Source organism: Pantoea sp. JZ29 (assembly GCF_035190385.1).
Classification (GTDB): Bacteria; Pseudomonadota; Gammaproteobacteria; order Enterobacterales; family Enterobacteriaceae; genus Pantoea; species Pantoea stewartii.
In genome coordinates, this window is the sequence record NZ_CP045241.1 from 607,171 (window position 1) to 621,119 (window position 13,949).

The following is a 13,949-nucleotide window of genomic DNA, read 5'->3' on the forward strand; positions in this document are numbered from 1 at the left end:
CTTGCCTTACCGTTACGGCTTATTCAGCTTCTTTTTGTCATTCTGACGGTTAACCCAGGCGTTGATCAGCAGCGTCGACGCCAGAATCGTTCCGACGATGCCCAGCGATATCGCTACCGGAATGTGGTAGATATCGACAATCAACATTTTTATACCGATAAAGACCAGCACGACAGCCAGACCATATTTCAGCATTGAGAAACGTTCCGCCACGTTAGACAGCAGGAAGTACATGGCGCGCAGACCCAGAATCGCAAACAGGTTTGAGGTCAGAACGATAAAGGGATCGGTGGTGACGGCAAAGATGGCCGGAATGCTGTCGACGGCAAAAATGACATCGCTCAGTTCGACCATGATCAGTACCAAAAGCAGCGGCGTCGCAAACAGCACGCCGTTTTTCCGCGTAAAGAATTTTTCCCCGTCCAGCGTATCGGTCATGCGCAGATGTTTACGCAGCCAGCGCACAACCGGTTTGTCACCTACGGCTGCATCGTCCTCTTTCGCCATCGCCATTTTGATACCGGTAAACAGCAGGAAGGCACCGAAGACATAGAGGATCCAGCTAAACTGCGTTACCAGCCAGCTACCCGCAAAAATCATGATGGTGCGCAAAACGATAGCGCCCAGTACACCGTAGATCAGGACGCGGCGTTGCAGGTTGGCCGGAACAGAGAAGTAGCTGAACAGCATCAGCCAGACAAAGACGTTGTCTACCGCCAGCGATTTTTCCAGCACGTAACCGGTCAGGAAAGCCAGCGTCTGACTGGTCGCCACGTCACGCCCGGCGGTACCGTCCAGATACCACCAGAACGCCGCACTGAACAGGAGCGAGACGGAGACCCAAATCAGCGACCAGACGGCAGCCTGTTTGAAGGACATGGTTTGCGAACCGCGACGGCCCTGCAGGAACAGGTCAATCGCCAGCATGATAAGTACTACAACCGCAAAACTGCCCCAGAGGAGTGGCGTACCTACAGTTTGCATAATCGTATCCTGTCTGAAATAAAAAAACGGCTGAGGTCAGAAGACGTCAGCCGCTTATTCTGTGTAAGCAAACCTCGCCTTCCGGCAAGGTCTCACTTACAACTCAGGAATGGATTCTGGGTTGCCTGATGACCGGATGCGTACGCAACGTAGTGACGATCAATCAGCTTACAAGTTACTCCCCTTTGCAAGCCGATAAATTACGTGGCTGGCCGTCAGGAATCAATCGTCTGCCCGTCATATTTTGAAATATTTACACTCAGGCACTGTCGGCCGGAAAGACCACGCCGGTCTGACGTCGGATCTCGGTCAGTAATTTTGCAACGCTACGGGAAATGTCCAGCGCCGGATGGCTGACATGGCGCTGTTCTACCAGTCGTACAAAGGTTTCTGCTTCATACAGCAGGGTATTGATGTGTTGAGGCTGGCTCAAATCCTGTTTCTCCCCGACACGCGGAATAAAGGTCACAGATGGACACTCAGAAATACGTGTCACCACCAGCGAACCCGCTTCCCCCTGGATTTCACTGGCCAGTACCGAGTCGCTGACTTTTGAATGCACTATCGTGACATCAAACTCACCATAATTCAGATTCACGGTGCCGTGGCCGTCCACGCCACTTTCCAGCAGGGTGGCCGAGGCAAGCACCTGCCGGGGTTCGCCCCACAGCGTGACGGCGACCGCCAGGCAATAGTAGCCAATATCCATGATGGACCCGTTGGACCAGCGAGGATCGAAGGTGTTGGGATGTTCGCCGTTCAGGTAACGCGGATAACGGGACGAGTACTGACAATAGTTCAGCAGCGCTTTGCGCACTGTGCCAAGCGCAGGCAGCCCTTGTTGGAGTTGAATAAAGTTGGGTAAGCTGGCGGTCTTGAAGGCTTCGAACAGCACCACCTGATACTGGCGGGCGCAGGCGATCATGGCTTCGACCTCGTGCAGATTCGAGGCCAGCGGTTTCTCACAAATGACGTGCTTGCCCTGCGACATAAACAGCATGGCCTGCTGACAATGCAGGGCATTGGGACTGGCGATATAGACGGCGTCGATATCAGGACAGGCGGCCATGGCCGCCAGCGACGTAAAGCGCTGGTCGCAGGGATAGTCATGACAGAATGCCGCCGCCTGCTCCCGGGTACGTGAATAGACGGCACACAGCCTCATCTTGCCGGTTTCGTGTGCCGCCTCGATGAACTGACGCGTTATCCAGTTCGTTCCCACAATGGCAAAGCGAATCACAGTGATCTCCTGCGCAGGTAAAAGTGCAGAGTAGCATCTGGCATCCGGCAGGCAACATCAGACGTTGATCCTGAGATCGCCATTCCAATACTATGTCTGAATACCGCACGTTAAGCACAAGACGGGGAGCGCAGGTGAAAGGAAGCAAACACGCATTAAACTGGACCACATTAGTGATTGCCGTGCCGGTGGGCTGTGCCGCCTCGTTAGTTACTTTGCTGTTCCGCGAAACGATTGAGCTCATCAATTATCTGCTGTTTGGCCGCAGCAACGACATCACCGAATCCATCCATCTCTGGCCCATGCTGTTCTGGCCCGTTCTGGTCGGCGTGGGCGGTCTGCTGGCCGGTTTCTTCCTGCGCTACGCGGTCGCGATAGAGCGGCAGCAAACCGTCAAGACCGACTATCTCGAAGTCATTAATGCCCGCCTTGACGCCGTGCCGACGAAAACCTCCCTTTTCCGGGCGCTGTCTTCGGTTGCCAGTATTGGCAGCGGCGCGTCAATCGGTAAAGAAGGCCCGATGGTTCAACTGGCCGCGCTCTGTGGCAGCATGATCGGCCGCCTGTTGCCGCCTGGCGTGCAGTTAAAAAACAGCGACGTCGTCGCCATGGCCGCCGCAGCTGGTCTTTCCTCGGTCTACCATGCGCCGCTGGCATCGGCCATTTTCGTGGCAGAGATCGCGTTTGGTATCTCCGCCCTGCAACGCCTGATTCCGCTGGTGGTCTCCTCCGCTGTTGCGGTCATGACCATGTGGGCGCTGGGCTTTCGTAATGCGCTTTATCCGCTGGCCGAGGTGAGTTTCACGATGGATGTCAGCAGCCTGCTGATTACCGTCCTGATTGGCTTACTGTCCGGGCTGGCCGGTTTGCTCCTGATTCGCCTGATCGCCCGTGCTAAAACGCTGTTCAGTCGGGTTCGGTCCTTACCGCTACGTCTTGGGGCGGGTGGCTTTGCCGTGGGCCTGCTGGCGCTGGTCTCGACCGATATCCTCGGGAACGGCTATGAAGTCATTGTAAAGGTGATGGCAGGGCATTATGTGTTATCAGGTTTACTGCTGCTGCTGGTCTTAAAAACGCTCGCGACCAGCCTCTCGGTAGGCTCCAATGCGGTGGGCGGGTTGTTTACACCGTCCTTGCTGATCGGGGCGCTGCTGGGTATGGTCATCGCGTTATGTGGGGTTGCCCTGCATCTTCCCCTGAATAATGTCCTGCTGTTCGCCGCTGTTGGCATGGCGGCCGTCCTGGCGGCCGTCAGTCAGGCGCCGTTAATGGCCATGTTAATGGTGCTGGAAATGACGCTCAACAGCAGCCTGCTGTTTCCGGTGATGATAGCGTCCGTTCTGGCGACAATGGTGGTCTACCGCCTGCAAATGGCCAGTACCTATCCCGTCGTGACGCACCATTTCAACCGTTCTGAAGCCAAATATGACTTCGATAATATGCGCATCAGCGAACTGATCATTCCGGGGGCGGCCCTGCAACCTGAGGCTTCGGTTGGGGAAGCACTGGCGGTGAGTTCGCTTAAGCGTGAGCGCTATGTGTACGTCATCAATGCGCAGGGCGCGTTTCTGGGCGTGGTTTCCATTCACGAAATATCCCGCCGGGTGCTGGCGCAGGAGATTAATCTGGACTCGCCGGTGCAGTGCGTGATGGATGAGGATTTCCCGGTGGCCTATCAAAACCAAAGTCTGCGGGAAGGATGGGAAGCTTTTGCAGCCGTCACGCTGGAACGTCTGCCTGTCCTGAATAATCCCCAGGAGCGCCGTTTTTTAGGCGCGCTGACCAAAACCAGCCTGATTCAGAAAGCGCAGGAGTTTCTCTAAGCCGCATTGCCCTGCAAAGCCTGTTCTGTCATCCACAGGCGGGCGTCGAATTCGAGCTGGTGATAGTCCGGCTCCATATGGCAGCACAGCTGATAAAACGCCTTGTCGTGATTTTTCTCTTTCAGGTGCGCCAGCTCATGTACCACGATCATGCGTAAAAAAGGCTCAGGCGCCTGGCGGAAAAACGTGGAAATACGAATCTCCGCTTTGGCCTTCAGGTTGCCGCCCTGCACACGGGAAATGGCCGTGTGCAGGCCCAGCGCGTGCTTCATCACCTTGATTTTGTTATCCCAAATCACCTTATTGATGGGCGGCGCGTTGCGCATGAAGCGGTTTTTTAGTGCCAGCGTAAAGTCATACAGCGCCTTATCACTCATCACATCGTGTCTGTCGGGATAGCGCTGTTGCAGCACCGGGCCCAGACGCTGGCGATCGATGAGCGTTTGCACCTGTTCAAGGATGGACTCAGGATAACCCTGAAGATAGATCAGTGAGGACATTAGAGATTCCCGGCGAAAGACAGTATACTGCGCCCCCTTTTTGGGGCGAAAATCAACCAAAGTGTACCACGCCGGAGAATTCATGAGCCAACTTGAACTGAACGATCGCACACTGATCCTGCACCGTTTCCCGCAGATGCGTGACGAAAGTCCGTTACAAGCCTGGGATGCCGCTGATGAATATCTCCTGCAGCAAAGCCTGCCGTCTGGTCCAGCGTTAATCTTTAACGACAGCTTTGGGGCGTTAACCTGCGCACTAAACACCCGTCCGCTGTGGCATATCAGTGACTCCTGGCTGAGTCAGCAGGCCACGCGTCAGAACCTGCGCCTGAATGCGCTGGACGACAGCGATGTCCAGTTCCTTGACAGCTTGGCACCGTTGCCGGCCGCACCGGCACTGGTCCTGATCAAAATTCCTAAAACCCTGGCGTTGCTGGAGCAGCAACTGCGCGCAGTGCGTCAGGTTATCACGCCAGAGACCGTGATAATGGCGGCGGGGCGTGCGAAAGAGATTCATACCTCCACTCTGCAATTGTTTGAGCAAATCATTGGTGAGACCAAAACCTCACTGGCCGTCAAAAAAGCGCGCGTGATTTACAGCCAGTTCACCCAGCCTGCGCTGCGCGAAAAATCGCCTACCCAGGTCTGGTCGCTGGACGGTACGCCTTATCAGATCCATAACCACGCCAACGTCTTTTCCCGCTCTTCACTGGATATTGGCGCGCGCTTGTTCATGCAGCACCTGCCGGAAAATATTGAAGGCGAGATTGTCGATCTGGGCTGTGGCAACGGCGTGATTGGCTTGATGGCGCTGGCACAAAATCCCGAGGCGGAGGTGCATTTTCTTGATGAGTCATACATGGCGGTGGCGTCCAGCCGGTTAAACGTAGAGATCAACCGCCCGGACGATCTGTCACGCTGTCAGTTCCGGGTCAATAATGTCCTGAGCGGTTATCCTTCCGATACGCTGCATGCGGTCTTGTGTAATCCGCCGTTCCACCAGCAGCACGCGGTGACCGATCACCTGGCCTGGCAGATGTTCCGTGACGCAAAGCGCTGCCTGCAATACGGCGGGGAGCTGCGCATTGTCGGCAACCGTCACCTGGATTATCACCACAAGCTGAAGAAGCTCTTTGGCAACTGCACCCTGGTTGCCTCCAACAAAAAATTTGTGGTGCTGCGTGCAGTGAAAATGCGTTAACTACAGCGTTAACGCCAGCGCGGTGGCCTGGGCTATCGCCCGACGGGCATCCAGCTCCTGCGCGACGTCGGCCCCGCCAATCACCTGCACGGGTTTACCGTTTGCCCGCAGCGCCGCTTCCAGCTCGCGTTGCGGCTCCTGACCGGCACAAATAATCACGTTGTCGACCGGCAGGAGCAGGCGCTCACCGTCGCGCCGGATATGCAGCCCTTCATCATCAATCGCCAGATACTCAATCCCGCCCCACATTTCAACTCCCCGTGACTGGAGACTGCTGCGATGGATCCAGCCGGTCGTTTTCGCCAGCGTGGCACCGGGCTTGCCGGGCCTGCGCTGAAGCAGCCAGATTTGACGCGGTGAAGGCTGTGGCGCGGGCGCAATCACGCCGCCGCGCTGCGTCAGGCTCTGATCGATGCCCCATTCGCGATAAAAATCCCCGGTGGTTTCGTTTGCGGGCGGTTCAGACAGATATTCAGCCGTATCAAACCCGATCCCGCCCGCGCCAATAATCGCCACGCGTGCACCAACCGGACGCTTATCCGCCAGCACGGCCAGATAGCTCAGGACTTTGGGATGATCAATACCGGGGATATCTGGCGTACGCGGTTTAATGCCGGTCGCCAGGATGACTTCATCGGCGTCTGCCAGCAGGGGAGCGGTGACCCGACAGCCTGTTTTGATTACCACGCCCGCCGCCGGCAGACGATGGCGAAAATAGCGCAGGGTTTCGCGGAATTCCTCTTTACCTGGGATCTGTCGGGCGATATTGAACTGTCCGCCGATCTCATCGGCCGCCTCATAAAGGGTGACCTGGTGGCCGCGTTCAGCCGCCTGTAAGGCAAACGCCATACCTGCCGGACCGGCCCCTACAACCGCCAGCCGTTTGGGCATGTGCGCCGGTGTCACCGGCATGAGGGATTCGTGGCAGGCACGCGGGTTGACCAGACAGGCGGTGACGTGACCGGCAAAGATCTGATCCAGACAGGCCTGATTACAGGCGATACAGGTGTTGATACTGTCGTCATCCCCCCGTTGCGCCTTGCTGACAAACGCGGCATCGGCCAGGAACGGTCGGGCCATGGAAACCATGTCCGCACAGCCATCCTGCAAAAGCTGTTCTGCCACCTGTGGATGGTTGATTCGATTCGTTGCCACCACGGGCACGGCAACGTGTTGGCGCAAGCGGCGCGTGACCCACGCGAAGGCGGCGCGGGGCACGCAGGTCGCAATGGTCGGAATGCGAGCTTCGTGCCAGCCAATGCCGGTGTTAAAGAGCGTCACGCCACAGCGTTCCAGCGCTGTTGCCAGTCGTAGCGTTTCGTCCAGCGTACTGCCTTGCTCAATTAGGTCCAGCATCGACAAGCGGAAGATAATGATAAAACGGTCGCCGGTGGCCTGACGGACCGCGCGGGTGACCGCTAAAGCAAACTGCATGCGCCCGGTAAAATCGCCGCCCCAGCGGTCCTGACGCTGGTTGGTGTGCGGTACCAGAAACTGATTAATCAGGTACCCTTCGGAGCCCATGATTTCTACGCCGTCGTAGCCCGCTTTTTGCGCCAGACGGGCACAGTGCGCGAAGTCGGCAATGGTCTGCTCAACTTCGGCGTCGCTCAGTTCCCGCGGCGTAAAACGGTTAATGGGGGCCTGTATTGCAGAGGGCGCAACCAGATCGCGCTGAAAACTGTAACGGCCGGTATGCAAAATCTGCAGCGCGATTTTTCCCCCGTGCTGATGCACGGCGGCGGTGATTTGCCGGTGCCAGTCACACTGTGAATCCTGGTTCAGCACCGCACCGTGTGCGGCGGTCACGCCCTGAGGATTGGGCGACACGCCGCCCGTCACGATCAGCGCCACGCCTTCCCGTGCCCGTTCGCCATAGAATGCCGCCAGCCTGGCCGCGCCATCTTCACGCTCTTCCAGACCGGTGTGCATAGATCCCATCAAAAAGCGGTTTCTGAGCTGAGTAAACCCCAGATCAAGGGGCGTAAACAACGCCGGGTAGGATGAGGGCAGCACAGTCATAATCACTCACAGATAAAGTGGTCGGATGAGTTAGCTTTAACCATTTTTCTGTTAAAAAAAAGTGAAATGGCATCAGGCTGTGAGAAACATCATAAAAGCGGCCTTAGCCGCCACATAAAACGGCCAGGCCGGGGAAATGCAGGGGAAGGCCAGCGGATGTGTGCGCAACCTTAGCGGCGGCGAATCCAGGAATAGCGAGAACGATAGCCACTGCCGTGATGCGTGTTGAAACGGTAACTGGCGCCCGCCTCGGTAGTGCAATAGGTGCACTGGTGGACAGGGTCAATGTTTTCTGCCGGAATGCCTGCTTTTATCAGCATTTGCGTCGCCAGATACGGTAGATCAAACCAGACACCGCCACGGGTAGCAACGGCCTGGGGGCGCTGAGCGCCGGGATTGTGGGGCTGCGCCGCATAATAGCGCAGGGGCAATGGCATGTCGGGCATCTGTTCAATCTCTGCCAGACGTTGACGATCCAGCTCAAAACAGCAGGGAGCCAGCGCCGGGCCAATCGCCACCGTCAGGCTCGCTGGCGTGGCACCGCGTTCGCAAAGATGCGCTACCGCCCGATACAGCACGCCAGCCAGGGTCCCCTGCAGACCCGCATGAACAGCGGCAACCTGTTTCTGCTGGCTGTCGGCAAACAGCACCGGTAAACAGTCGGCCGTGTAAACCGCGACGGGGCGGTGGCCGGTGGCGATCACGCCATCTGCATCACCGCTTTTGGGTGGAATAGTGTGAGTGTCGGTTAACACGACGGCGCTGTGACGCTGATGGGCATAGGCGGCATCATCAGGAGGCGGTTCGCCTGCGGGCTGAAACGCATAATCGACCCAGTCAAGTGCATCAAGCAACGGCGAACGCGGTGTAGCGGACATCCTCATCTCCTGTTGAAACAGCGTGTAATGTTGCTGCCCTCAGCTTACGTTAACTGCTACATTTTTGAAGCGTTACCCACTTAAATCTTTCACACCTTAGGATAAAACGATGAAACATTCAGTGAATTTCGCACTGTCGGCGGTGGTTGCGCTGGCACTGGCAGGTTGCGCGCAACCTGCCCGACAGCAGGCACAGCAGCAACTGGGGCAACAATCGGTCCTGGCCCTGAACTGGTTCCAGCAGTCCGGCGAATATCAGGCGCTCTGCTGGCAGGCATTCAACAGCGCCCGTCTGGCCTTTGATCAATCGGCTTCGCTGGCGGGCAAGCCTAAAGCGGTCATTGTCGATTTAGATGAAACTATGCTGGACAACAGTGCCTATAGCGCGTGGCAGGTGAAGAATGGCCAGCCTTTCAGCGACAAAACCTGGTCAGCCTGGACACAGGCGCGGCAGGCAAAAGCGGTTCCCGGCGCGGTGGAATTCGCCCGCTACGTCAACAGCCATGGCGGCACCGTTTTTTACGTTTCCAATCGCGATCAAAAAGACTATGCCGCCACGGTGGCCAACCTGCAGCAGCTTGGCTTCAGCGGAGTCAGTGAGAAAACGGTCAGCCTGAAAACCGACTCCTCAAACAAGCAGGCGCGTTTCGATGCCATTAAAAATGCGGGCTACAATGTCGTTTTATATATCGGTGACAACCTGAATGATTTTGGCGGCGCAACCTGGCATCAGGGTAACGCGCAGCGTCGGGCATTTGTCGACAATAATCACGCGCTTTTCGGTACGCAATTTATTGTTTTACCCAATCCATTGTATGGCGACTGGGAAAGCGGCATGGCGGAAAATTACAATAAGCTGACACCACAACAACAGCTTTCCGTTCGTGAGGCGCGCCTCAACGCCTGGAACGGTAAATAAAATGTCAATATGAAGCGCCTGCACTGGGCGGGCGCCTTCACGTTGGCTCAAATATTTACTTACATCCGTCACTATTTTCACGCAAATTAAATTAACTATCTCTCGCTTTAGTTTACCCCTTCATTAAGACGGATTCACTGCCTGCATTAAATAAAGGCGGTTAATCGTGCTATTCATAAATTCTGCATTTAAGACTAATCCTGGTCTGCGGCGTCGCTGTTATTTTAATTACTTAGTTCGCTATGAAATTTTTGTATTTATTTGTCAATTTATAAATCATGGCGTGAATTTTATGTGTTTGATTTTAAATGAATAAAAGTAAAATAGCTGCAAAATTTGGTGGTATGACCTCTTAATCTTATTTACGTTTTGATGACGTTAGTTGAATAAAGTCTTACACAGGCAGGCAGTATTTTGGCGCGTGTAATATTCCAGGTGCATTGAAAATGATAAGCGTCTATAACCTTTTAATGTGATGGAGTTCAGGTTTCATTAGCCCCTCGGCCAAATAAGGTGAGCGGGTTCACTCCGTGGTTCGCCTGGAAATGATATTCCCGGTAGTTAAGAGAAGATGATTGTGACGACACTTAAACCCTTATTAGCGAAAAATCGCAGTTGGGCCTTACAGCGCCGCCAACGTAACCCCGCCTATTTTGAAAAATCGCTCTATCAGCAAAAACCGCATTCATTATGGATTGGCTGCTCAGACAGTCGGGTACCGGCGGAGGTGTTAACGGGTTCCCATCCTGGCGAGCTGTTTGTTCATCGTAATATCGCCAATATGGTCGTGGCGGAAGACGACAATCTGCTGAGTGTTCTGCAATATGCCGTCTTCTTTCTTGGCGTGAAGCGCATTGTATTAAGCGGTCACTATGGTTGCGGCGGCGTTCAGGCGGCTCTGAATCTGCCTGGCAGTCCGTTAGCGACGGAGGATTCTGCACTGGCGCGTCGTATTACCTGTTTGCGCGACGGCCTGGCAAGCCATCTTGGCGACCCGACGGCGCAGGAAACAGAGGGTGAGAAACTGAACCGTCTGGTGGAGGCAAACGTGCGGGTGCAGTTTGCCAGGCTGGTGGCTTCCGACCCTGTCCGTCAGGCCTGGCAATCTGGTCAGGAACTGGATGTGTTTGGCTGTGTTTACGGCCTGCAATCGGGTCATCTTAAAGAGTTGATTCAGCAATCTGCAGAGGAGTCTTCACCATGAATCTGGATACGTTACGCCGCGATGTGCCGGCAGGGCTGGTTGTGTTTCTGGTCGCACTCCCGCTCTGCCTCGGTATTGCTCAGGCCAGCGGTTTACCGCCTTTTGCCGGCTTACTGACCGGTGTGATTGGCGGGATAATCGTGACATCACTCAGTCCGTCACGCTTCGCCGTCAGCGGTCCTGCGGCAGGACTGGTCACTATCGTGGTCGCCTCGATGGCCACGCTGGGAAGTTTTTCCGCGTTTCTCACTGCGCTGATCATCGCCGGGCTTTTACAGTGCCTGTTTGGTCTGCTGCGCGCTGGCCGTTTTATTGCACTCGTGCCCGGTAGCGTGATTAAAGGTATGCTGGCGGCGATTGGCCTGCTGCTGATCATGCAGCAAATACCGGTGGCGCTAGGAGCCGGCGGCAGCGTAAAACTGGTGTCGCTGGTAAACGGTGAAATGACCTTTTCGCTCTCGGCGCTGTTGGTGTCGTTGGTGGGCTTGTTCATTTTGTTTGCGTGGACAACCGGCCCCATCAAGCGCATCAAGGCGATAGCCTGGATCCCGGGGCCGCTCTTTGCGGTTCTGTTTGGCTGTGGGGTGACAGTATTGGGGGCGCGACTGTTCCCGTCACTCACCGACGCCTTACCGCGTATTTCACTGCCCGCTTTTGACAGCGTTTCGGCGATGATAGCCGAACTTGAAACGCCGGACTGGATGGCCTGGCAAAATCCGCAGGTGTGGGTTGTCGCGGTGACGCTGGCGCTGGTGGCCAGTCTGGAAACGCTCCTGAGCCAGGAAGCCCTGAAAAAGCTACGTCCGCAAAATCCTGCGCCATCGCCCAACAGAGAAATGTTTGCTCAGGGCATTGGTAACATAACGGCGGGCTTCTTTGGTGCAATGCCTATCACGGCGGTTATTGTTCGCAGCTCAGCAAACGTCAACGCAGGCGCACAAACCAAACTGTCCATTTTGCTTCATGGTGTGATGTTGCTGATTTGCGGTATGTGGTTTAGTGAGATGCTGAATGCCATTCCGCTTGCCAGTCTGGCTGCGGTCCTGCTCTATACCGGTTATAAGCTGGCTGCACCGCGACTGTTTATCGAACAGTTTCGTATGGGCGCACAGCAGTACGTCCCGTTCCTGGCGACGATTATCGGAATTATCACGTTGGGAATGCTGGTGGGAATCGGCATAGGTATTGCCACTCAAATTATCTACAGCATCTACAAGAGTCATCGCAACGCCTTGCAGCTTACGCGCTATGACGACCACTATGTGCTGCGTTTTCAGCAAAATTTGACGTTTTTGCACAACCCTAAACTTCAGGGCCTGCTGGAAAAAATTCCCGAAAATAGCGTGGTAATTGTTGATAACGATAATGCAGAATATATCGATCCGGATGTAAAAGCCGTGTTGAAAGATTTTGGTGAAAATGCTGATAAACGAAACATACGCCTGAGTCAGTGGCCGGTGGCGGTGAAATAACCAGACATCGGTATTCTGGAATTTACAGCAGAAAAATCGGATATCTCGGATATCCGATTTTTTTATTTGTAAGACATAATAGGCAGGGATGTCTGCCAGCCCATTCGTTACCGGTAACCTGTTTCAATACCCTGACGTTCGCCTGTTTACTGTTGTTTTTCTCTGAATGGCGCAGACACTAATCAGGCTTTAATGATGATGATAACGCCACATACTTTGTGGGCGGCGAGATAGTGAGCCTCTTTGTGACAAGGTCCGGACGTATGCGCGCTAAGCTGTTTGAAGAGCATAATGCTAAAAAGAGTGCCTTCTGGCTGTTTATGATTACGCTGATGTTTTGTTTCGTTGGCGGTCATCTGCGCATTCCCCACGATTTATCCCTGTTCTGGCCGGTAAACGTGTTTATTGCCGGTATGATGCTGCGTTATCCCTTCCTTCACCGAACCCGTTTTTATCTTATTTGCTTTAGTGCGATGGTATTTAACGATACGGTCTTTTCGGGCTGGACGTTACCGGCATTTACGCTCAATGTCGCCAATATTCTGTTTATCCTGATATGCGTACTAGTGATGGGAAAACAGTATCAGCATGATTCCAGCAGTGAACGCATCTCAAATGCCTTACGGATCTTCCCCGCCTGCCTGCTGGCGGCGTTCGGTTGCGCCACCTGGGGCGCACTGGCACAGGTAGGCAGTGTCAATGCCGCGTTCGCCGATGCCTGGATGAACTGGTTCAGCGAACAGTTTTCGACCGGCTTAATGCTGTTGCCGTTTCTGTTGACCCCAAACTGGCGCGTGATGTTCTCAGGGCTACGGGTAAAGGTGGGGACGATTCTGCCGCTTATCGCCGTGGGGCTGTCCTTAACGACGGGGGCCTTAATGGGCGGCGCAGGCAGCCTGACGCTGCCGGTGCCGGCGTTAATCTGGTGCGCCATTGTCTTGCCCATCCCGCTCACCAGCCTGGTGACACTGATAACCGGCATCAGCCAGATCATTTTGGTTTCCCATGGCGTCATGCATATCCAGGGCGATTCAAGCCTGCTGCCCATCAGTCATCTGACGTCAGCGCGACTGGGCGTGGCTACGCTTGCCATCAGTCCTCTGATTGTGGCGGTCAGCGTGGATGCTATCCGTCAGCTCAATGAGCGGCTGGCTCTGCGCGCCGATTACGATTTTCTTACCCAGTTATTATCGCGATCCGGCCTGTATGAAAGACTGCGTAACGAGCCCAGCTATGCGCAACGTCAGGTCGGCGTGATCCTGCTGGATGTGGATTACTTTAAATCAGTCAACGACAATTTCGGCCATGATGCGGGCGACAGCGTGCTGGAAGAGATTGCCCGCCGCATTTCGCCGCTGGTTGGCAGCAAAGGGCACATTTGCCGTTTTGGCGGAGAAGAATTTGTGGTGGTGCAGTTCGATCTGTCTCCGGAGAAAATCTATTCGCTGGCGGAGGGGATTCGGCAGAGCATTGTCCGCGAGAAATTTGTGCTGCAGGGCAATGCCGTCACGGTCACGGTGAGCCTGGGCCTGGCAAATGGCGAAGCCCAACCGGGTACGGCCTGGGCTGAGACGATTAACAACCTGATCTCCGCAGCCGACAAAAATCTCTATATTTCCAAGCGAAATGGTCGCAATCAGACATCGCCGGGCAAAGCCCATAATGAAATGACCAGCGACGTTGCCTGAGCAGGTCGCTGGACGCAC

At 55.1% G+C, this 13,949-nt stretch carries 11 protein-coding genes; 6 read left to right on the plus strand and 5 right to left on the minus strand.

Features of this window, described 5'->3' with window-relative positions:
• Window positions 1-12 precede the first annotated feature (12 nt).
• Together GC090_RS02935 and GC090_RS02940 are read right to left on the minus strand one after the other, a co-directional pair.
• Window positions 13-984: a TerC family protein gene (locus GC090_RS02935; RefSeq protein ID WP_033739986.1), complete on the minus strand. Its 972-nt coding sequence runs from the start codon at window positions 982-984 to the stop codon at window positions 13-15.
• Between the two features lie 259 nt (window positions 985-1,243).
• Entirely contained in the window at window positions 1,244-2,224 is a 981-nt protein-coding gene (locus tag GC090_RS02940) for a Gfo/Idh/MocA family protein (RefSeq protein WP_162285863.1), read from the minus strand.
• Window positions 2,225-2,358: 134 nt separating this feature from the next.
• Between GC090_RS02940 and GC090_RS02945 the strand changes: the two genes are divergently transcribed.
• The gene (locus GC090_RS02945) at window positions 2,359-4,047 is read left to right on the plus strand and encodes a chloride channel protein (protein WP_324020820.1); all 1,689 of its coding nucleotides are present in this window, start codon (window positions 2,359-2,361) and stop codon (window positions 4,045-4,047) included.
• Here the strand turns inward: GC090_RS02945 and GC090_RS02950 are convergent.
• Complete coding sequence (locus GC090_RS02950) at window positions 4,044-4,547, minus strand: M48 metallopeptidase family protein (RefSeq protein WP_006118297.1); 504 nt, start codon at window positions 4,545-4,547, stop codon at window positions 4,044-4,046. The two genes, GC090_RS02945 and GC090_RS02950, sit on opposite strands and share 4 nt — an antisense overlap.
• Before the next feature lie 82 nt (window positions 4,548-4,629).
• On the opposite strand from GC090_RS02950, the gene rlmG reads away from it, so the two are divergent.
• A complete protein-coding gene (gene rlmG / locus GC090_RS02955; protein WP_164482602.1) occupies window positions 4,630-5,748 on the plus strand; it encodes a 23S rRNA (guanine(1835)-N(2))-methyltransferase RlmG in 1,119 nt (372 codons plus the stop codon).
• Here the strand turns inward: rlmG and GC090_RS02960 are convergent, their stop codons facing one another.
• On the minus strand, window positions 5,749-7,770 hold the full coding sequence (locus GC090_RS02960) for an NADPH-dependent 2,4-dienoyl-CoA reductase (protein WP_054633055.1): 2,022 nt from the start codon (window positions 7,768-7,770) through the stop codon (window positions 5,749-5,751). It abuts the gene before it with no gap.
• Window positions 7,771-7,940: 170 nt separating this feature from the next.
• The gene (locus GC090_RS02965) at window positions 7,941-8,648 is read right to left on the minus strand and encodes a purine nucleoside phosphorylase YfiH/LACC1 family protein (protein ID WP_033739970.1); all 708 of its coding nucleotides are present in this window, start codon (window positions 8,646-8,648) and stop codon (window positions 7,941-7,943) included.
• A 109-nt stretch (window positions 8,649-8,757) separates the two neighbouring features.
• Between GC090_RS02965 and GC090_RS02970 the strand changes: the two genes are divergently transcribed.
• From GC090_RS02970 to GC090_RS02985, 4 genes are all read left to right on the plus strand, one after another.
• Entirely contained in the window at window positions 8,758-9,567 is an 810-nt protein-coding gene (locus GC090_RS02970; RefSeq protein WP_039341918.1) for a 5'-nucleotidase, lipoprotein e(P4) family, read from the plus strand.
• A gap of 571 nt (window positions 9,568-10,138) precedes the next feature.
• On the plus strand, window positions 10,139-10,771 hold the full coding sequence (locus GC090_RS02975) for a carbonic anhydrase (protein ID WP_324020822.1): 633 nt from the start codon (window positions 10,139-10,141) through the stop codon (window positions 10,769-10,771).
• On the plus strand, window positions 10,768-12,243 hold the full coding sequence (locus tag GC090_RS02980) for a SulP family inorganic anion transporter (protein ID WP_110268782.1): 1,476 nt from the start codon (window positions 10,768-10,770) through the stop codon (window positions 12,241-12,243). The genes GC090_RS02975 and GC090_RS02980 overlap by 4 nt, the downstream gene beginning before the upstream one ends.
• A gap of 263 nt (window positions 12,244-12,506) precedes the next feature.
• Window positions 12,507-13,931 carry a GGDEF domain-containing protein gene (locus GC090_RS02985; protein WP_033739966.1) on the plus strand — a complete coding sequence of 475 codons (1,425 nt, stop codon included), beginning with the start codon at window positions 12,507-12,509 and terminating at the stop codon, window positions 13,929-13,931.
• Window positions 13,932-13,949 lie beyond the last annotated feature (18 nt).